At 74.0% G+C, this 18,691-nt stretch carries 17 protein-coding genes and 1 tRNA gene; 6 read left to right on the forward strand and 12 right to left on the reverse strand.

The genetic code is table 11. The features are described 5' to 3' along the window. The first annotated feature begins 92 nt into the window (after positions 1–92). Together H1226_RS23720 and H1226_RS23725 are read left to right on the forward strand one after the other, a co-directional pair. Positions 93–374, forward strand: coding sequence for a hypothetical protein (locus H1226_RS23720; protein ID WP_258342760.1), 282 nt, complete (start codon positions 93–95; stop codon positions 372–374). Beyond that, positions 353–1,435 carry a hypothetical protein gene (locus H1226_RS23725; protein ID WP_258342762.1) on the forward strand — a complete coding sequence of 361 codons (1,083 nt, stop codon included), beginning with the start codon at positions 353–355 and terminating at the stop codon, positions 1,433–1,435. The genes H1226_RS23720 and H1226_RS23725 overlap by 22 nt, the downstream gene beginning before the upstream one ends. Here H1226_RS23725 and H1226_RS23730 read toward each other — a convergent pair whose 3' ends face one another. After that, on the reverse strand, positions 1,436–2,131 hold the full coding sequence (locus H1226_RS23730) for a response regulator transcription factor (protein ID WP_258342765.1): 696 nt from the start codon (positions 2,129–2,131) through the stop codon (positions 1,436–1,438). Next, the gene (locus H1226_RS23735) at positions 2,128–3,477 is read right to left on the reverse strand and encodes a helix-turn-helix transcriptional regulator (protein ID WP_258342772.1); all 1,350 of its coding nucleotides are present in this window, start codon (positions 3,475–3,477) and stop codon (positions 2,128–2,130) included. The genes H1226_RS23730 and H1226_RS23735 overlap by 4 nt, the downstream gene beginning before the upstream one ends. Before the next feature lie 224 nt (positions 3,478–3,701). On the opposite strand from H1226_RS23735, the gene H1226_RS23740 reads away from it, so the two are divergent. Continuing rightward, entirely contained in the window at positions 3,702–6,320 is a 2,619-nt protein-coding gene (locus H1226_RS23740) for an AAA family ATPase (RefSeq protein ID WP_258342781.1), read from the forward strand. A 28-nt stretch (positions 6,321–6,348) separates the two neighbouring features. Here the strand turns inward: H1226_RS23740 and H1226_RS23745 are convergent, their stop codons facing one another. Both H1226_RS23745 and H1226_RS23750 read right to left on the reverse strand, forming a co-directional pair. Further along, positions 6,349–7,032, reverse strand: coding sequence for a helix-turn-helix transcriptional regulator (locus H1226_RS23745; RefSeq protein ID WP_258342783.1), 684 nt, complete (start codon positions 7,030–7,032; stop codon positions 6,349–6,351). Between the two features lie 325 nt (positions 7,033–7,357). Further along, positions 7,358–8,314 carry an SDR family oxidoreductase gene (locus H1226_RS23750; RefSeq protein ID WP_258342785.1) on the reverse strand — a complete coding sequence of 319 codons (957 nt, stop codon included), beginning with the start codon at positions 8,312–8,314 and terminating at the stop codon, positions 7,358–7,360. Positions 8,315–8,415: 101 nt separating this feature from the next. Here H1226_RS23750 and H1226_RS23755 point away from each other — a divergent pair, with 101 nt between their 5' ends. Then, positions 8,416–9,084, forward strand: a complete 669-nt coding sequence (locus tag H1226_RS23755) for a TetR/AcrR family transcriptional regulator (RefSeq protein ID WP_258342788.1) — start codon at positions 8,416–8,418, stop codon at positions 9,082–9,084. Between the two features lie 46 nt (positions 9,085–9,130). Here H1226_RS23755 and H1226_RS23760 read toward each other — a convergent pair whose 3' ends face one another. The 3 genes from H1226_RS23760 to H1226_RS23770 all read right to left on the reverse strand — a co-directional run bounded on the left by H1226_RS23760 (position 9,131) and on the right by H1226_RS23770 (position 12,184). Next, the gene (locus tag H1226_RS23760) at positions 9,131–10,618 is read right to left on the reverse strand and encodes a trypsin-like serine protease (RefSeq protein WP_258342797.1); all 1,488 of its coding nucleotides are present in this window, start codon (positions 10,616–10,618) and stop codon (positions 9,131–9,133) included. 148 nt (positions 10,619–10,766) lie between these two features. Continuing rightward, the gene (locus tag H1226_RS23765; RefSeq protein WP_224961799.1) at positions 10,767–11,336 is read right to left on the reverse strand and encodes a thymidine kinase; all 570 of its coding nucleotides are present in this window, start codon (positions 11,334–11,336) and stop codon (positions 10,767–10,769) included. 155 nt (positions 11,337–11,491) lie between these two features. Then, on the reverse strand, positions 11,492–12,184 hold the full coding sequence (locus H1226_RS23770) for an SDR family oxidoreductase (RefSeq protein WP_258342799.1): 693 nt from the start codon (positions 12,182–12,184) through the stop codon (positions 11,492–11,494). 177 nt (positions 12,185–12,361) lie between these two features. Here H1226_RS23770 and H1226_RS23775 point away from each other — a divergent pair, with 177 nt between their 5' ends. Beyond that, positions 12,362–13,324, forward strand: a complete 963-nt coding sequence (locus tag H1226_RS23775) for a helix-turn-helix transcriptional regulator (RefSeq protein ID WP_258342806.1) — start codon at positions 12,362–12,364, stop codon at positions 13,322–13,324. A gap of 119 nt (positions 13,325–13,443) precedes the next feature. On the opposite strand, the gene H1226_RS23780 is transcribed toward H1226_RS23775, so the two are convergent. The 5 genes from H1226_RS23780 to H1226_RS23800 form a co-directional block, all read right to left on the reverse strand. Next, a tRNA-Ala gene (locus H1226_RS23780) sits at positions 13,444–13,516 on the reverse strand. 150 nt (positions 13,517–13,666) lie between these two features. Next, complete coding sequence (locus H1226_RS23785) at positions 13,667–15,067, reverse strand: NAD(P)/FAD-dependent oxidoreductase (protein ID WP_258342807.1); 1,401 nt, start codon at positions 15,065–15,067, stop codon at positions 13,667–13,669. Further along, positions 15,057–15,296 carry a DUF6158 family protein gene (locus tag H1226_RS23790; protein ID WP_224960918.1) on the reverse strand — a complete coding sequence of 80 codons (240 nt, stop codon included), beginning with the start codon at positions 15,294–15,296 and terminating at the stop codon, positions 15,057–15,059. The genes H1226_RS23785 and H1226_RS23790 overlap by 11 nt, the downstream gene beginning before the upstream one ends. Positions 15,297–15,311: 15 nt before the next feature. Then, on the reverse strand, positions 15,312–15,656 hold the full coding sequence (locus H1226_RS23795) for a WhiB family transcriptional regulator (RefSeq protein ID WP_309148759.1): 345 nt from the start codon (positions 15,654–15,656) through the stop codon (positions 15,312–15,314). A gap of 75 nt (positions 15,657–15,731) precedes the next feature. Continuing rightward, positions 15,732–16,556 (reverse strand): GNAT family N-acetyltransferase, encoded by an 825-nt coding sequence (locus tag H1226_RS23800; protein ID WP_258342808.1) that lies wholly within the window; start codon positions 16,554–16,556, stop codon positions 15,732–15,734. Positions 16,557–16,693: 137 nt separating this feature from the next. Between H1226_RS23800 and H1226_RS23805 the strand changes: the two genes are divergently transcribed. Next, positions 16,694–18,667: a UvrD-helicase domain-containing protein gene (locus H1226_RS23805; RefSeq protein ID WP_258342809.1), complete on the forward strand. Its 1,974-nt coding sequence runs from the start codon at positions 16,694–16,696 to the stop codon at positions 18,665–18,667. Positions 18,668–18,691: the final 24 nt, after the last annotated feature.

An 18,691-nucleotide genomic window follows, 5' to 3' on the forward strand; every position in this document is an offset into this window, starting at 1 on the left:
GCGCCCGCCGGGGCGGCCTCCCCACCCGACCGGCCCAGTCGGAGTGGTAATGCCACATTTGAAAATCTTGCTGCGCAAGATGGAGGTTGCGAGTGCCTCTGTACTCGGTCAACGATCTTTCCGGTGGGAACCCGGGCGAGAACCGGCCCACCCCGCGAACGCTGCCCGAACCGGACGAGTCCCGGACGATGCCGATCCCCCGGATCGGCCGGCGCAAGGCCGAGCGGCGACGGCTGCTGCTGCTCGGCTCGGTCGGCGCCCTGCTCGTCGCGGCGCCGATCGCGCTGATCGGCTTCTTCGACGACCAGGACCGATCGCGGCGCCGGGATCCGTGTCGCCGCCGGGATCCTCGGTGCCGGCCGGCGGCGGGGTGATGAACGGCTACTCGAAGGAACCCGCGTCGCGAGTGGTGCCGGACAGCGGCTGGCGGCTGACCCACGTCGCCAGGAGCAAGGCCGGGACCGTCGTGCGCACCCACCACAGCGGCAAGATCGAGGACACCACCACCGGCTGGGTCGACCTCGGCGGCAGCGCGGGCGGAGACCCGGTCGCCCTCACCGACGTGCAGGGCAGGATGGCCGCGTTCGTGGTCTCCACCGAGGGCGTGCTGACCTACGACCCGCAGATCGACCCCGACGCCGAACAGCCCGGTACCTGGCTCGAACTCGGCGGGCGCGACCTCGTCGGCACCCCGGCGGTGGCGCAGGACTCCCTCGGCCGGATGTTCGCGTTCGTCCGCTCGGCGGACGGCACCGTCTGGGAAACCCACGAGACGACGGCGGGCACCGGCGCCTGGAGCGGGCTGCAGGACACCGGCGTCCCGCCGGTGCAGGACGACCCGGTGGTCCACATCAACGCCCAGGACGAGTTGACGTTGTTCGCCCTCGGCACCGACGGCGTGCTGCGGACCCGATCCCAGCACCAGCCCGGCGGCGACACGTGGAGCCCGCCGCGCGCCATCCACGGCACCGTCGGCACCTCCCCCGCCGTGGCGATCGACTTCCAGGACCGGTTGCAGCTGTTCGCGCTCGACCCGTCCGGCGAGGTCCGGCAGAGCACCGAGCTCGGCCCGTACGACCGGTGGACCGACTGGCGCGGCTGGGAGAGCTGGCGCACCGGCCCCGCGTTGTTCGCCGAGCGGCCCGGGGTCGCGATGGACGCCAAGGGATCGCTGGTCGTGTTCGCCAGGGACGCCAGCGGCGCCGTCCACGAGAGCTTCCAGTCCGGGCCCGGGCGCACCGGGTGGAAGGAGTGGAAGGACCGCGGCGGCGACGTCGTCGAGCTCACCGCGGTGGCGCGGGACTTCTCCAAGCGGCTGTGCGTGTACGGCATCGGCTCGGACGGCTCGCTCACCCGCATCCGGCAGAGCGGCCCGGCCGCGGGCCCGTGGACCTCGTGGGCGACCGACCTCGCGGGCGACCTGGCCACCGGCTGATCACCCCGCGCCGGGTTCGAGGCGGTACCCGGCGCCCCACACGGTGACCAGGCGCCGCGGGCGGCTCGGGTCGTCCTCGATCAGCTCGCGCAGCCTGCGCACGGTGCACAGCACGGCCGCCGTGCCGTCGTGCTCCCCCACCCCGCGCGCCAGCTCGTCGCGGCGCCACGTCCGGCCCGGGTGGCGCATGAGGAAGGCGAGCAGGTCGAACTCCGGCTCCGCCAGCTCCAGGTCCCGCCCCGCCTTGCGCACGACCCGGGCGTCCCGGTCCAGCACCAGGTCGCCCACGGCGAGGACGTCGGTGGCCGGAGCCGCCTCGTCCGGCAGCGCCTGCCGCACCCGCGACACCAGCTCGCGCGGGCTGAACCGCCGAGGCGGGTCGTCCTCGGCACCACCGGCGAGGGGCAGCAGCAGCGAACCGGGGATCTCCCGCACCTCCTCCCGGAACCGGTGCACGACGATGCCGGGCAACGAGGTGTCGAGCACCACCAGGTCGGGCCGCAGCCTGCGGACCAGTTCCAGTCCGGCGGTGCCGCCGTCGGCGACGACCACCAGGTAGCCGGCCGCGCGGAGGTAGTCGCCGACCACCTCGGTGACCGTCGGTTCGTCCTGCATCACCAGCACGAGCCGCTTCTCGGCGGTGCTCGTGGGCGGCGACGCCGCGGGGTGCTGCGGCAACGGTGCGGCAGTGGTCACGCAGCGATTCCGCGCGCGGCGCCCGAGTCGAGGCGCCCGTGCAGGTTCGCGGCGACCAGCTCCACCCGGGAGTTGCAGCCGGTCCGGGCGAACAACCTGGTCAGGTAGCCCTCGACGGTCTTCTCGCTGAGGTTGAGCGCGGACCCGATCCGGCGGTTGGTGAGGCCGGCGCCGACCATCTCGACGATGCGGGCCTCGGTGCGCGACAGCGTGGGCGCCGGGCGCTCGGTGCGGGCCGCCGGTCGTCGCGGGCCGGGAACGCTGAGCCGGCTCACCGCGACCCCCGCGGCGCGCAGCGCTCGCGGCGCGTCCGGGTCCGCGGCCTCGGCCCAGGCGCCGAGCGCCGGGCACAGGCACGCCACGTCGTCCCAGCTGTCGCCGGTCAGCGCGCCCAGCTCGACGAGCCGGTCGACGATGCGGCCGCATTCGACGAGCTGCTCACCCAGGGCTTCGGCGACCGACGGCAACTCCTCGATGTCGAGCCCGTCCAGCGTGGCCGCGGCGGCGAGCATCCGCGGCCCGAGCGGGCCGAGCTCGCGGACCCGGCGCGGCAGGTCGTGCGCGGCGGGCAGCGCGATCGGCTCGGCCGGGTCGGCGAGCACGAGCCCGCCGCCGCCCCCGTCGACCAGGCGGCCGCGCTCGCGCAGCCCCCGCACCGCCGCCAGCACCGCGCCGGGGTTGCCGTAGAGCGGGCCCAGCGCCGCGCGCAGCGACCGGTGCACGTCCTCGCCCAGCTCGTCCCCGGTCACCGCGGCGACGTGCGCGCCGGACAGCGGCTCCAGGTCGAACACGTCGTCGGCCAGGGCGAGCAGCTCGGCGGCCGCCGGGGAGCCCGCCGCCTCGTCCCGCACCGAGGACAGCACCAGGCAGCCCGGCCTGCGGACCACGAGCATCAGCATCAGCGGGTCGGCGGCGGCCGCCGCGTCGTCGACGAGCACAGCGGTCGGCCCCAGCGCACCGATGCGTTCGAAGACCTCGCCGAACCCGGCGATGACGGCGGAGGCCCAGCCGGGGGCGTCGGCGGGGCTCGCGCACAGCCTGCTCAGCGCGGCGATCCGGTCGATCAGGCCCGCGTCACCGCGCAGCGAGGAGAACTCCCGGCGCACCGCGTCGAGGACCGCGTCGAACCCGTGCCGCGCACCGGCCGCGTTCCACCGCACGTCGATCACCCGGATCCCGTCGGTGCGCCAGCGCTTGCCCGCGGCCTCCATCAGCCGGGTCTTGCCGATGCCCGCCTGGCCGCGCAGGACGACCGACCGGCCGCGGGCGGCGCTGGCGCGCGGGCCGTCCCGCAGCGCCGCGAGCACGTCGTCCCGGCCTTCGACCGATCCTTGTTCGCGTCCCATGCTCCCCTCCCCGGCGCCGCGCGGGCACCACCGGTCCTGTCCTCGCCGGGTCGCAGGTTAGCCCGCGCCGACGGGGCCGGACCCGCACGGCAAGGGCTTCGACCGAGGCATTTAAGAACCGCGAAAGAACTCCGGAAGATCCCGGTCACGTTTAAGGATCGCGTAAGGAATTGATCAGCATCTGCACCCCGTTCCCGCCGGGAACGCCGGGAATACTCGTCTTCGTGAGCAATGCGACGCACCGACCCCGCAGCACGTCGACCCCACCGGAGCACCGCTCGGGCGCGGCGCTCCCCGGCCCGCACCCGCACGGGAGGGAAGAGGTCATCTCCCGGGTCCTCGACGCCTGCGAGTCGGCGACCCCGGTCGTCGCGATCACCGGTCCGCCGGGCATCGGCCGCAGCCTCGTGCTGGCGCGGGTGCGCGCCCTGCTCGCCGAGCAGCAGGTGACCACCGCGGAGGTGCCGCTCGTCCGGCCGGAGAACGACGTCGCGCACCTGGTCGCCTGGGTCGCTGACCAGATCGGGCTGCTGGACGCCTGCGGGCGCACCGCGCCCTCGCTGCACCGGCTGTGCGCCGCGCTCGCCGCGCGCCGCGACCCCGTGGTGGTCCTGGTCGACGATGCCCACCTCATCTCGCCCGAGGTGTTCGCCGCGCTGGCCGGGCCGGTCGGCGCGCTGGCCGGGACCCGGGTCACCTTCGTCTGCGCGTTCCCGACCCCGGTCGACGGCCCCGGCCCCGTCGCCGGGTCGCTGCGGGAACGCGGGCTGCTGCACGAGGAGCGGCTGCGGCCGCTGCGCACCACCGAGGTGGAGCGGATGCTCACCGACCTGCTGTGGTCCGCCCCCGCGCCGGGCCCCGTCGCCCGGCTGCGCGCGTGCTGCCGGGGCCTGCCCGCGCTGGTGCGCGCCGCCGTCGACGGGTTCGCGCGGACCGGGGGCCTGCGCGTCGTCGACCACCACGCGCACCTGGTCGACCAGCGGATCCCCCGGGTTCCGCTGACGCACCCGGTGTTCTCCGGTTTCGACCCGGAATCGTCGAGCTGGGCGGTGGTCAAGGCCCTGTCCCTGCTGCACCCGCTGCGCGGCGACGTCCCGGGCCTGATCGCCGAGTCGACCGGCCTGGAACCGGACCGGGTGCACGAGGCGCTGACCGCGCTGCGCGCCAGGGGCGTGCTGGCGCCGGGGCCCGGCTGGCGGTTGCGGGTGCCGATGCTGGCCACCTTGATCACCGCGTACCTGGGGCCCTACGAACGCTCCCGCACCGCGCAGCTCGCGGTGCAGGCGGTGTGGTCCGGCACCGCGACCTGCACGGACGGCGACCAGCTGGGCGAGCGGCTGGCCGACGCGGGCAAGCTCGTCGACCGGGACCGCGCGACGGCGGAGCTGCTGGCTCGCGGTACCGAGGTCGCGGGCCGGCGCCCCGACTTCGCCGACCGCTGGCTGCGCACGGCCGTCGAGCTGTGCACCGATCCCGCCGATCGGATCGCCGCGCTGCACCGGCACGCCACGACCTGCGCGCTGCTCCAGCGCTTCGCCTCCGCGGCGGGCAGCACCGAGCTGCTGCTGCGCGAACCGGACCGGCTGTCGGACCGGACCCGCCTGGAGGCGCTGCTGGTGCACGTGGTGGCGCTGGCGGGCGCCGGCGGTCCCGCCGCGCTGGAGGAGTTCATCGCCGCACCGTCCCCGTGGGCCGATGCCGCGGAGTGGCCCGTCGTCCGCGCGGTCGCGCTGTGCCTGCTGGACCGCTGGCGGGACGCGCACACCGAGCTCACCGCCGTCGGCGAGCTCGACGCGCTGCCGTTCGGCCGCCTGGTGCGGCGCGCGGCCGCGGCGCGGCTCGGTGTCGACGCTCCCGGGGCCGAGCCGGTCGAGGACGGGGACGTGCGGCGGGTGCTGCTGCGCGCGCTGCTCCCCGCGGTGGAGCGGTCGTGGCCGCAGACCACGACGGCGGCGACGATCGACGCGAGCCGCGCGGGCCGGTGGGACCGCGCGCTGCACCAGGCCCGGCTCGGCATCGCCACCGCCGCCGTGCACGGCAGCGCGCCGGGCGGGACCGCGGCGCTGCGCGAGATGGCGCGGATCCTCATCGCCCGCGGCCAGCTGAACCGGGCCCGCGCCGTCCTCGCCGACGCCCGCTCGCGGCACCTGCTGCTGCCGCACCTGCTCGTGCTGCCCGAAGCGGAGCTGGAGAGCGCGGTCGGCGACCACCAGCGGGCGCGGCACCTCATCGCGGCGGGCATCGCGGCCGCCGAGCGGCAGGGCGTGGTGGCCGGCACCGCCGAGCTGCACCTGTGGCTGGCCGAAGCCGAGTTCGCCTCCGGGCGGTTGGACGCCGCGCGCAACCGCGCCGAGCGGATCGCCGCGGTCGGTTCCCGGCGCCACCGGTTGCTCGCCCGGGTGCTGGTGCACCAGGACCGGGACGCCGCCGCGCGGCTGGTCGCGCTGAGCAGGAACGGCGGACGTTCCCGCGAACTCGCCGAAGCGCTGGTGGCCGTCGCCGTCGCGGGGCTGGGCGCGGAGAAGGCGTTCGTCGAGGCCTACGAGCTGTACGGCGAGCTGGACGCGCTGATCCCCCGGGCGCGGCTTCGGCTGCTGATGCGGGCCCGCAAGGTGACCGTGCCCGGCCGGAAGGCCACCGTCGCCGAGACCGAGCGGTTGCTGGGGGTGCTCATCGCCAACGGCCTCACCAACTCGCAGGTCGCCACCGTGGTCGGGTCCAGCGAGAAGGGCGTGGAGGCGCGGCTGACCAGGTTGTTCCAGCGCACCGGCTACCGCTCCCGCGCGGAGCTGACCGCGGCGACCCTCAGCGCGGAGATCGCGTCCGAGGTCGACGCGCCGTGATCCGGCCGTGCGGCGTCGCAACGGCGGTTCAGATGAGCCCGGCGCGCAGCGCGTGGGCGACCAGCTGCGGGCGGTTCCGCAGCTCCAGGCGGTTGGTCATGCTGTAGATGATGTTCTTGACGGTGCGCTCCGAGTAGCAGAGCTGGTTCGCGATCTCCTCGGTGTCCCGCCCGTCGGCCATCAGCCGCACCACGTCGATCTCGCGCGGGGTGAACCCGGCGGAGTTGAGGCCGCGGGGTGCCAGCACCTCCTGCTGGAGGGTCTGCACCTGCCGCAGGAGTTCGCCGAGCAGGTTCGGCGGCAGCGAACCACCTCCGGCGGCGGCAGCAGCGATGGTGCTGACCAGGCGTTCCTCGGTGGCCGCGGTGAGGTGCACGACGGCGACCACCCGGCATTCGACGACGCTCATCAGGTGGGCCCGCTCCAGTTCGCGCGTCACCAGGACCGCGGGAGCGGTGGAGCCGGCCGCCGTCCGCCGCATGCGGGCCACCACGTCGGAGGTGACCCGGTCGGTCGCGAACACCCACACGTCCACGTCCGACGGCTGGTCGGTGGACCCGACGAACACGTCGAGGCTGCTCACCAGCGTCTCGGTGAGGCCGACCAGCGTGATCGGGTCGGGGGCCCACACCGCCACGCGCGTTCGCTGCCCGCTCTCCCCCGCGGTCCTGGTCCCCGCAGCGTGGGGCTTCGCCTCGACCTCGGTCGCCATGATCACCCTCCGAACGCCCTCGGCCGCGGTGGTGGCGGCGGACCGGTGCGGCCCGACCCGCCGTTCCACGGCGTCGCGTGCTTGCTCCGCAATTCTGCGGCGGCGCGGCGGGCCGGCGGGGTGGTCCGGGGCCGGGTACGGGAATCCCCTCGGCTGCGCTGGTTCGGATGGCCGAGGCCGCACCACCGGTTCCTGCGGCTCGACCGTCCTGGGTGGACTCTTCGGTCGGCGCGGGCGCTCCCGCCGTCGGGTTCCGAGGAGTGCCCGGCCGGTCCGGCACCCCGCCTGCCGGATCGAGCGGAGCAGGGCCCCGCCGCTCGCCCGACTAGCCGGCGGGGGCTTCCACGGCCGGGAACCGCAGCCCGATCAGCTCTTCGGAGGTCGTCCAGATGCGCCGTGCCTCGTCGGTGCTGCGCAGGCCGGGGTACGGCTCCTGCTCGGCGGGCGGACCGGAGAAGTGGCGGAAACCGCTGGGTCCGTAGAACCGGCCGCCTTCCGCGCCGGGTGCCGTGGCGGCGTGCAGCGCGGGCAGCGACGCCGTGTCCACCGTCCCGAACAGGACGCCGCGCGCGGACAGGGCGCGGATGAACCGCGCCTTCGCGGTGTCCCGGCCGCGGCCGACCTCGAGCCGGGCGGCGAGGAGGTTCGTGGGGGACACCCCCGGGTGGCAGAGGTTGCTGCTGATGCCCCAACCGCCCTCCCGGCTGCGCCGGTCGAGTTCCAGGCCGAACAGGCCGAGCGCGATCTTCGACTGGCTGTAGGCCCGGTTCCCGCGGTAGTTCCGCTCCCACTGGAGGTCGTCCCAGTTGATGCCGTGCCGCCCCGCGGCGACGCTGAGCTGCGAGGTGACCCGGGCACGGCCCGCGCGCAGCAGCGGCAGCAATCCGGCGACGAGCGCGACGTGCCCGAGGTGGTTGGTGCCGAACTGGAGCTCGAAGCCGTCCTCGGTGGTGCGCCGCTCGGGCGGGGTCATCACCCCGGCGTTGTTCACCAGGACGTGGATCGGCCGCCCTTCCCCGGCGAGCCGGTCCGCGAGCGCGGCGATGGACGCGAGCGAGGACAGGTCGAGCTCGCGCAGCGACACCTCGGCCCCGGGGTGCCGGTGGCGGATCTTCGCGATCGCGGCATCGCCCTTGCGCGGGTTGCGGACCGGCAGCACGACCTCCGCACCGGCGCCGGCGAGCCGGGTCGCCAGCCCCAGTCCGACGCCGTCGCTCGCTCCGGTGACCACCGCGAGCCTGCCGGTGAGGTCGGGGGCCGGGATGTCCGGGGTGGTCGCCATGTTCGTGCCTCCTGCTGGTCCACGGTATCCTGACACCTGTCAGACACTACCTGACAGGTGTCGGGATTCCACTGCGGAGCGAAAGCGGGGAGGACGAGCGCATGGCGACCGAGGAACCGACCGGCGCGGCACGGCGGCCGGGACGGCCCGGGCCGGGCTCGCGGCCGGCACCGGACGAGGCCGAGGTCCTCCGGCGAGGCGTGGAGGCGTTCGCCGATCTCGGCTACGAGCGCGCCTCGGCGCGGGAACTCGCGCGACGCCTCGGCGTCAGCCACAACTTCATCAACGACCGCTACGGGTCCAAGTCCCGCTTCTGGCGGGCCGCGGTCGATTCCGTCCTCGAAGCCGACCAGCGGGAACGCGAGCGGCTGGCCGGGGCCGGATTGGACGATGCCGAGCTGGTCCGCGCCGTGATCCACCACTTCTACCGGTCCGCCGTCGAAGTGCCGCTGTTCGGGCGGTTGCTCGCCGACGAGTTCGGCCGGGAGTCCGAGCGCCTGGACCACCTGCACGAGAAGTACGTCGCGCCGACGCTGCGCCCGCTGCTCCCGGCGGTCGAACGACTCATGGCTGCGGGACGCCTGCCCCGGGTGCCGGTCGACGTGCTCTTCTTCGCCGTGATCAGCCCGGTCGCCGGGCTGGTGCAGCTGCCGCTGGCGCACCGGCTCGGCCGAGCCGAGCCGGTGACCCGGGACGGCCAGTTGCGCACCGCCCGCCAGCTCGCCGACCTGATCGCGGACGGCCTCCTCGGGCGGCACCCGGAGTCCTGAGCGGACCGAGCGGCACCGCGCGCCGGTCGCGCGGTGCCGGTGGCGGTCAGGCCGCGCCGGGCAGCGCGCAGTCCGGGAGGGAGAGATCGATGCCCGATCCGGGTGTGAGGCACGCGGGGATCGCCGCCGTCTGCTGCGCGTAGCGCCGCTGCGGGTGGACGGTGACCACGCCTTCCTCGTCCACCTCGCACGGGTTGTCCGCGGTGCAGACCTCGCCCGAGGTGTTGCTGGAGTTGTGGATCCCGACGACGGCACCGGTGGCCGGGTCGAGCAGCGGCGAACCGGAACCGCCCGCGTCGGGCAGGCAGTCCTCGGTGTACCGGATCGCCTGCCGCTGGGAGTAGCCCTCCTCGCGCAGCTCCGGCACGATGCCCGCGACGGCGCAGCTCCAGGTGTCCTGCAAGCCGCCCGAGACGACGTCGATCGCGTCGGCCTGCCGCGGGGCCCGGGCGGAGAGCTCGAAGACCTTGACGCCCTCGTCCGCGAGCTGCGCGTAGGTCTTGTCCAACCGGTACAGCGCGACGTCGGTGCCGGTCATGGTGGCGTACACCAGGTCGGTGGTCTTCGCGGTCGTCACCGGCCCGTCGGTGCCGAGGACGCCGACCATCTGCTCCTCGGGGCGTTCGACGACCACGTCGCCGGGCGCGGGACGTGCGCCGCTGGTGCAGTGCCCGTTGGTGAGCACCAGCGCCGGGTCCTGCGGCCTGGTCGCGCCGGTGCGGACGATGGAGGCGGAGCAGTCGCCGACGACCGCCGCCCCTTCCAGGGTGGGGTTGCGGTCGGCGGTCATGGACTCGATCCAGGACCGCATCGCCGCCACGTCCGTGTAGACGACGGGCTGCCCCTTCCCGTTGCTGCCGTGCACGGCACCGGCCAGCGCCCAGCCATCGCCGTCCGCGACGAGCGCGGGCCCGCCGGAATCCATGTTGGTCGCGGCGGTGCTGCCGTCGCGGGCCCCGACGCAGATCTCGTCCGCGCCGATCCCGGACCGTTCGCAGGCGTCGGCGGGCTGCACCTCGGTGTCGGCTTCCCGCAGGTGCGCGGGGAAGCACTCCGGGGCGTTCTCGTCGCAGGTCACTCCCCAGCCCATGATCCGGGTAGGCGTCCCGGCGGGCGGTGTCCGCGCCGCGATCGGGATCGGGGCGCCCTTCGCCGGGGTCCGCAACCGCAGCAGGGCGATGTCGTTGCCCTGCTGCCCGCTGGGGTGGGCGATGAACTCGTCGACGTCGATCAGCTCACCGCCCGAGGCGGGGTCGACCGACCCGAGCCGGACCCGCCAGTCCACCGGATGTCCCGTGGTGGCCTGGTCGTCGGTCCGCGCGCAGTGCGCGGCGGTGACCACCCACTCCGGCGAGATCAGCGTGACCCCGCAGACGTGCCCGTCCGGCCGGGGTGATTCGGGCCGCTGGAGCGACCCCGTGAACGGGTAGGCGTTCGGCGACTCCTCGCCACCGGTGATGGCTGTCGCGGCGGGTGCGGTCAACACCGCCACGGCCAGCGCGACGCCGGTCGCGGCTGCGGCACGGACGCGCATGGGTGGATCTCCTTCGCTTGTGCGGAACCGACGAGGACCACGGTTCCGCCGCGATGTCCGCGCTCCGACCCCGAAACGTCACGAGCGTGGAACAAGATCCGTCGCGGCCGGGGTCGCACGGGCGTTTCCCCGCCGCGAAGGCGGCCGGTCAGCCGAGAGTGCCGACGTTGCGCAGGTAGCAGTTCCCGCACATGGACTCGTAGCCGACTTCGCCGTCGATGGCGACCTGGCTGCCGTCCCGGGTGAACTCGCCGTCGAGGGTGCGCGCGTTGAACGTGGCCTTGCGCCCGCAGCGGCAGACGGTCTTGAGCTCCTCGATGGAGTGCGCCAGTTCCATCAACCGGAGGCTGCCCGGGAAGCCGCGGGTGCGGAAGTCGCTGCGCAGCCCGTAGGCGATGACCGGGATCCCGTCGAGCACGGCGAGCCGGAACAGGTCCTCGACCTGGGGACCGGTGAGGAACTGGGCTTCGTCGACGAGGACGCAGTCCGGTGCGCCCCCGGCGAGCACCGCGTCCCGCAGCAGGTCGTCCTCGCCGGGCACCACGTCGACCTCGCGGGTCACCATGATCCGGGACAGCACCACCGGGCTCTTGGTGTCGAGCTTCGGCTTCACCACGACGACGCGCTGCCCGCGCTCCTGGTAGTTGTGGGCCACCTGGATCAGCGCCGTCGACTTGCCCGAGTTCATCGCGCCGTACCGGAAGTAGAGCTTCGCCACGACCGGGAAGCTAACCACAGCCCCACCGGCCGAGGTCGCGGCACCGGCCGGACGCGGGATGCGGAGGACCGCGGTCACCGCCGCGGGCGGGCGCACGGCGCTGGACCGCGCGCGGCGCGCCCGCCCGGACCCGTTCCAGCGGGTCGCTCGCCCGCTCAGACGGGCTGGCCCACGGGCCGGATGGTCAGGGTGTTGAGGTCGACGCCGGCCGGCTGGTCGAGGGCGAAGCAGATGGTCTCGGCGACAGGTCGGGGCGGCAGGGCGAAGGGGGGAACGCCGGTGCCTTCCCAGAAGGGCGTGTCGACCATGCCGGGGTTGACGAGGGTGACACCGACGCCACGGGCCGTGGCGTGCAGGCGCACGTTCTCGGCGAGCCCGGTGGTGGCCCACTTGGTGGCCGAGTAGAGATTGCCCGGGGAGTTCTTCAGCCCGGCGACGCTGCCGATGAGCACCAGCCGTCCGCCCGCGGCCTCCAGGTGCGGCAGGGAGGCGTGGGCCAGCAGGGCGGGCCCGAGGACGTTGGTGAGGACCATGGGAGCCCACAGCGCCGGGTCGCCGGCGCCGATGGAGTCACCGGACATGAATCCGGCGTTGGCGACCGCCGCGTCGAGGCCGCCGAAGTGCTCCACCGCGCGGGTCACGACCGAGTCGGTGGCCTGCCAGTCCGCCGCATCGCCGACGAGGCCCAGCAGCCGGTCGGGGCAGCCCGCCTCGTCGAGGAACTTCTCCAACTTGCGCTCGTCGCGGCCGGTGACCACCACGCGGTGACCGCGGGCGAGGAGCGACCTCGCGGTGTGGGCGCCGATACCGCTGGTCGCGCCGGTGATCAGTACGGTCTTGCTCGCCATGTGGTCCTGCTCCTGTGCCGGGATCGGTGTGCCGCGGACGGCGTCCCGCGTTGCGGGATCGCGGTTCAGGTCCGCCGATCCCCATGTCACCGGCGCCGTCCGATGCGGGGAAGGTCGCGTTCATGGGGGGTACGAGCACGACCCCTCTTCCGGCCGCGTCACGGATACCCTGGCGCGATGGAATCCGCGTCCGAGAACCACACCGCCGGCCCCGGCGACAACCGCTCGGAGATCCGCGACTTCCTCATCAGCCGGCGGGCCAAGCTCGCCCCGGAACAGGTCGGAATGCCCACCAGCCGTCGCCGCCGGGTTCCGGGGCTGCGGCGCGAGGAGGTCGCGGTCCTCGCCGGGGTGAGCACCGAGTGGTACACGCGGCTGGAGAAGGGCCACATCGGTGGTGTCTCCGAGGAGGTGCTGGAAGCGGTCGCCGGTGCGCTGCTGCTCGACGAGGACGAGCGCACCTACCTGTTCCAGTTGGCCAGAGCGGCTCGGTCAGCCCGCCGCAGGCCGCACGGTTCGCACCGCCGCAAGATCGAGGAGATCCCGCCCTCCATGCAATGGGCGCTGGATTCCATGACCATGGCTCCCGCTTTCGTGCGCAGCGGCCGGTTGGACATCACCGCGAGCAATGCGCTGTGCAGGGCCCTGTACGCACCGATGTTCGACAGCGGCACCACCGTCGACCGGGGCCGGGCCAACTTCGCCCGCTACTTCTTCCTCGATCCCGGCTCGGCCGATTTCTTCGTCGACTGGGAGGAAGGTGCGCGGGCCACGGTCGCGATGCTCCGCGCCGAAGCCGGTCGTGAACCGCACGACCGGGCCCTGCGGGAACTCGTCGGCGAGCTGTCCACGCTCAGCGCCGACTTCCGCACCATGTGGGCCAGCCACGACGTCCGCATCCACCACGAAGGCGCCAAGCGGCTGAACCATCCCGAAGTCGGCCGGTTGGAGATGACCTTCCGCTCCCTGAACCTGCCGCTCTCCCGGCGAGCTGATCACAACCTGATCATCTACGCGGCCGAGCCCGGCTCCCCCGCGGCGGAGCGCCTCGCACTCCTCGCCAGTTGGACGGCGCCGCGGTCCGCGCCGACGGACCCTGCCGCGGCACCCGCGGGCACGCCCTCCGGCACACCGGGCTGACCTGGAGAGCCGATGCCTGGCGTTCCCGTCCACCACTTCAGCGGAACGGGGATCATCAGCCGGATACGAAAACCCCGCTCACCTCATGTTCTCGGTGGTGAGCGGGGTTTCAACGAGGGTGGAGCTGACGGGATTCGAACCCGTGACCCCTTGACTGCCAGTCAAGTGCGCTACCAACTGCGCCACAGCCCCTGATTCACTTGTGCGGTTCCCGGTTCCGGTGTTCCGGCCCCGTTCGCCTCGTGCCTGCATACAGTACAACAGGCCCGCGAAGCCCCCGCGAAGGGGGGTCCCCCTCGATCTTCGAGGGGCGGTCGCGGGACTGTGCGCTGCGCCGACGGTTCACCCGGCGCGGCCGTGCTCGGTGGGCAGGCCCCGGGTGTTGGCGGCCTTGACGAACGCGGACCGCGGGTCGTGGAGTTCGCCGAGGGCGACGGTCTGCCGCCGCAGCGGGATCTCCAGCAGCCAGTCGCCGAGGATGCGGGCCTTCAGCCGCAGCGTCGGCAGCTTCGCCAGGTGGTAGGCGCGGTGCAGCAGCCACGCGGGCAGGCCCTTGAGCTTGATGCCGTACACCTCGGCGGCGCCTTGGAACAGGCCGAGCCCGGCGACGGATCCGGCGTAGCGGTGCCGGTACTCCTGCTGCTTGTGGCCGCGCAGCAGCGCGACGACGTTGTCGGCGAGCACCCTCGCCTGGCGCACCGCGTGCTGGGCGGACGGCCCGCACAGCGCGTCGGCCTTGTCACTGGTCAGGTCGGGGACGGCGGCGCAGTCGCCGGCGGCGAACACGTCCTGGGTGCCGCGGACCTGCAGCTTCGCGGTGCACTCCACCCGGCCCTTGCCGTCGCGGGGCAGGTCGGAGTCCTCCAGCATCGGGTGCGGTTTGACCCCGGCGGTCCAGGCGATCGTGTCCGCGTCGAACTCGTCGCCGTCGGAGAGCACCACGTGCCCGTCGGTGAGGGTCTTCGCGGTGGTGTCGGTCTTCACCTCGATGCGGCGTTCCTCCAGGCGGCGGCGGGTGTACTCGCCCATCGGCGCGCTGACCTCGGGCATGATGCGGCCGGTCGCCTCCACCATGATCCAGCGCATGTCGCCGGGTTCGAGGGTGCGGTAGGCGCGGATCGCCTCCCGGGCCATGCTCTCCAGCTCGGCGATCGCCTCGATGCCCGCGTAGCCGCCGCCGATGAACAGGAACGTCAGCAACCGCCGCCGCAGCTCCGGATCGGAGGTGCTGGCGGCGATGTCCAGCCGGGACAGCACGTGGTTGCGCAGGTAGATGGCCTCGCCGATGGTCTTGAAGCCCACGCCCCGCTCGGACAGGCCCGGGATGGGCAGCGCCCGCGACACCGAACCGGGCACGACGACGAGCACGTCGTAGGTGAGGTGCTCCTCGGTGCCGTCGGCGAGCGTGGCGGTCAGCTCGCGGCTGCGGTGGTCGATGCAGGTGACCTGCGCGGTGAGGACCTCGCTGCGCCGCAACGCCTGCCGCAGCGGCACCACCACGTGCCGCGGTTCGACGGATCCGGCGGCCGCCTCCGGCAGGAACGGCTGGTAGGTCATGTGCGACTGCGGGTCGATGACGGTGATCCGCGCTTCGCCGGGTTCCAGCCGCTTCTGCAGCCGCAGCGCCACGGTCAGGCCCACGTGGCCGCCGCCGACGATGACGATCCGCGGCTTCCGGCCCGGCGAGCCCGGGACGGGCCGGTGGTCGCGGGACGGGTCCGTCTGGTCCGTTTCAGCTGCCATGAACCGGGTCTCCTCTCGCGCCCGCGCGGGTCCGCCGCGGATCCACCTGGCGGTCGGGATGCCTGCGCAGGTACTCCTGTTCCAGTTCGAACGACCGCGCGGTGTGCTCGCGCAGCGCGTCCGGCGCTCCGTGCAGGAACGTCTCGTTGCGGGTGCGGTGCAGCCGTTCCAGCTCGCGCAGCAGGTCCGGCTCGGCGAGCTCGTCGGCGGGCACTCCGGTGGGGGTCATGTCGGCCTCCGCCGGTCACGCCGCGGCGCGCGGCTTCGGCACCCGCTTCGCCAGCAGGTCCTGCCGTTCCCGTTCGCTGAGCCCGCCCCAGACGCCGTACGGCTCCTGCACGGCCAGCGCGTGCTCGCGGCAGGACAGCATCACCGGGCAGCGGTGGCAGATCTGCTTCGCCTGCTCCTCCCGGTTGCTGCGGGCGCTGCCGCGCTCGTTCTCCGGGTGGAAGAACGTGCTGGTGCTCAGGTCCCGGCAGGCGGCTTGCAGCTGCCACTCCCAGGTCTCGGCCACCGGTTTGGGCAGCCGCATGGTCGCCGTCATCGTGATCACCACCTCGCCGCGGGACGGCACTGCGTTCGCCAGCACCACAGACGTCATACCCACGGCCCCCGCGGCGGACACATGCGCCCGGCGCCACCCGGGCCACATCCGCACCAGGCGTCAGTCGAGCAGCTCGTCCACCCGCCGCGCGTAGGCGGTCACCGGGTAGACGGCCTCGAACCCGCACTCGTCGGCGAAGCGCTCAGCCGCTCCCCCTTCGTCGCCGTGCGCGGCGACGAGCCGCGCCCCGCGCGCCCGCACCTCGTCGACGACCTCCGCGACCAGGGACGAACCGATGCCGCGCCGCCTGCGCCCCGGCCGCACCACGACCTGCTCGACGAGGCCGACGCCGCGTTCCGCGAAGCCCTGCGCGAATCCGGCGATGCGGTCGGCTTCCGGGTCGTCGACGACGCGCAGCACGCAGCGGGGGTCGTCGCCGCGGTGCGCGAGGGTCCGCACCAGCCGCCGCTCCCCGTCGTCGGACAGGCCGGCGTCGTCGCCGATGAGCTCGGCGATGCCGCGCAGGTCGTCGTCGGTGGCGGGCCGGACGTCCCGGCTGGGCGTCTTGTCCTCGCGGTGCAGCAGCGCCATCTGCTCCTCGACGGCGCGCCAGCCGGAGTCGTCGGCGATGCCCTCGATCTCGGCGACCGTGGTCGGCGAGGCGTACACGATCGCTTCGGGCCGCCCGGCGTCCGCGAAGGACCGCTCCAAGGTGAGCAGCGTCGTGGCGACCTCGGCGAGCGTGCCCCACAGGCCGACGGCGTGGTTGCCCGCGGGCAGCGGGTCGTCCTGGTTGAGCACCACGGTGGCGGCTCCGACGCGGCCGATGCGGCCGTAGCGGATGGCGCCGGAGGCGAGGCGGGCGGTTTCGACGAGCCCGGCGAGTTCCCGCGCCTGTCGCGGGTCGAGCAGGGCTTCGTCGTCCGGATCGTGCAGCGGGTCCACACGTCCATTGTGGAGGTGGTGACGCCCGGTTTCGCACCGCCCTGCGACATTGAGGTGATCCCGCTTCGCAGGTCTCGTTTTCCGCGCGGAAGACCGTAATGTCGGTAGAGCACCTGCGTGCGAACCGGGGAGTCTCCGTGACAGGGACCTACGATCACCACCGCGAGCGGCTGCGGCGCGAGGCCGACGAGCAACTGCGCGCCCGACCCCCGTTGCCGAGCTGGCAGAAGCGGGTCGTGGAGCGGTTCGCGGTGGAACGCGGTTCCGGCTGGTACACGCTGCTGAACCAGTTCGCCCCGCACACCCCGGACAACCGGCCGGACGCGGTGCTGGTCGGGCCGGGCGGGGTGCTGGTGGTGCTGCTGTGCGAGCACGAACCGCCGGTGGCGGCGGCGCGGGCCGCGTTCGTGTGGACCGCGGAACTGCTCGCGGGCCTGGCCACGCCGCACGGGCTGCTCACCGAAGCGGTCGTGCGCACCGTGGTGGTGTTCCCGGAGGGCGGGCGCGCCACGGCCGAGGACGGCGAGCACGTGGTGGTCGCGGAGTCCGAGCTGGACCGGGTCCTGGTGTGCGCGGAACCGGTGCTGGACGGGGCGGATGCGCTGGCGGCGGCCCGGCAGCTGGACAACGGCACGTTCGACCTGACGCCGATCGCCTGGAACCCGCAGCGGATCCCGCGGCCGCGCGGCGCGGGCCAGGTCGGGGCCTCGGACCGCTCCTCCGGCCTGTTCGAGGTGCGGCGGCTGCGGGACGAGCAGGCCGAGCGGGCCCCGCACGTCGCGGTGCCGGACTGGCGCCTGTTCCTGGACGACGCGCAGCTCGGCGCGGTGCGCAGGCAGTACGGCGGCCCGGCGCGGATCTCCGGCCCGGCGGGCACCGGCAAGTCGACGCTGGCGCTGCACCGGCTGGCGCACCTGGCGCGGCGCGGCCCGGGGCGGCTGCTGTTCACCTCGCACCTGGAGTCGCTGCCGGAGCTGGCGCGGGAGCAGTTCCGCGCGCTGGCCCCGCAGGTCGCGCACCGGGTGGAGTTCCGGAACCTGCACGAGTGGGCCGCGGAGCTGCTCGCCGAGCGCGGCCGGGACACGGTGGTCGACGAGCAGCGGGTGGACGCGGCGTTCACCGCGGTGTGGGAGCGATCCGGGCGGTCCGGGCCGCTGGCGGCGGCACGACCATCCAGGCACTACTGGAAGGACGAGATCGACCGGGTGATCAAGGGCCGCGGGCTGGGCACCTTGGAGTCGTACCGGTCGGCGACGCGGCGCGGGCGCGGCGGTCAGCTCAGCCCCGCGTTCCGCGCGCACGTCTGGGAGTTCTACTGCGAGTACGAGCGGGAGCTGTGCGAGCGCGGCATCTACGACCGCAACGACGTGCTGATCCGCGCGCTCGACGAGCTCGGCCGCACGCCGCTGGGCCGGGTGTACTCGGGGGTCGCGGTCGACGAGGTGCAGGACCTGACGCTGGTCGGGCTACGGCTGGTGCACGCGGTCAGCGGGGACGGGCCGAACCGGTTGCTGCTGGTCGGGGACGGGCAGCAGCAGGTGTTCGCGGGCGGCTGGCGGCTGTCCGAGGCGGGGATCTCGTTGCGCGGCCGCAGCGAGGTGCTGCGGCGCAACTACCGGAACCGGCCGGCGATCGTGGAGGCCGCTGGCGAGCTGGACGCCGTGAACCGGTTCGACGACATCGACGGGGCCCCGGCGGTCACGTTGCGCTCCTCGCTGCCGGTGCTCAGCGGCGGTGAAGTGGTGCGCTGGAACGGGGCCGCGCAGCGGGACGCGGTGCTGGCGGCGCTGCGCGGGCTCGACGCGGGTGCGGGCACCGCGGTGCTGACCCGCTCCCGGGCGGCGGCGGAGGAGTGGACCGAGGTGCTGCGCCGCGGTGGTGTCCCGGCGCGGCGGCTGGCGCCGTGGTCGCCCGATCCGGCGGCGGTGCTGGTGGGAACCCTGCTGGAGGCGAAGGGTTTCGAGTTCCGGGCGGTGTTCCTGCCGGACGAGCGCAGGCCGATGGGCTTCTACCGCGACGAGCTGGAGGCGCTGCAACGCCAGCTCCTGGTCGCCACCACCCGGGCCCGCGACTACCTCTGGATCGGAGCCCTGGAGGAATCCGACGAGTGACGGCCGGCGGCCCATCCTGTCAGC

It is taken from the genome of Saccharopolyspora gregorii (assembly GCF_024734405.1).
Lineage (GTDB): Bacteria > Actinomycetota > Actinomycetes > Mycobacteriales > Pseudonocardiaceae > Saccharopolyspora_C > Saccharopolyspora_C gregorii.

Excerpts from the sequence above, each read along its gene's own strand:
- H1226_RS23735 (WP_258342772.1), bottom strand. The coding sequence starts at position 3,477 with ATGGGACGCGAACAAGGATCGGTCGAAGGCCGGGACGACGTGCTCGCG.
- H1226_RS23745 (WP_258342783.1), bottom strand. The coding sequence starts at position 7,032 with ATGGCGACCGAGGTCGAGGCGAAGCCCCACGCTGCGGGGACCAGGACC.
- H1226_RS23750 (WP_258342785.1), bottom strand. The coding sequence starts at position 8,314 with ATGGCGACCACCCCGGACATCCCGGCCCCCGACCTCACCGGCAGGCTC.
- H1226_RS23755 (WP_258342788.1), top strand. The coding sequence starts at position 8,416 with ATGGCGACCGAGGAACCGACCGGCGCGGCACGGCGGCCGGGACGGCCC.
- H1226_RS23760 (WP_258342797.1), bottom strand. The coding sequence starts at position 10,618 with ATGCGCGTCCGTGCCGCAGCCGCGACCGGCGTCGCGCTGGCCGTGGCG.
- H1226_RS23770 (WP_258342799.1), bottom strand. The coding sequence starts at position 12,184 with ATGGCGAGCAAGACCGTACTGATCACCGGCGCGACCAGCGGTATCGGC.
- H1226_RS23775 (WP_258342806.1), top strand. The coding sequence starts at position 12,362 with ATGGAATCCGCGTCCGAGAACCACACCGCCGGCCCCGGCGACAACCGC.
- H1226_RS23785 (WP_258342807.1), bottom strand. The coding sequence starts at position 15,067 with ATGGCAGCTGAAACGGACCAGACGGACCCGTCCCGCGACCACCGGCCC.
- H1226_RS23790 (WP_224960918.1), bottom strand. The coding sequence starts at position 15,296 with ATGACCCCCACCGGAGTGCCCGCCGACGAGCTCGCCGAGCCGGACCTG.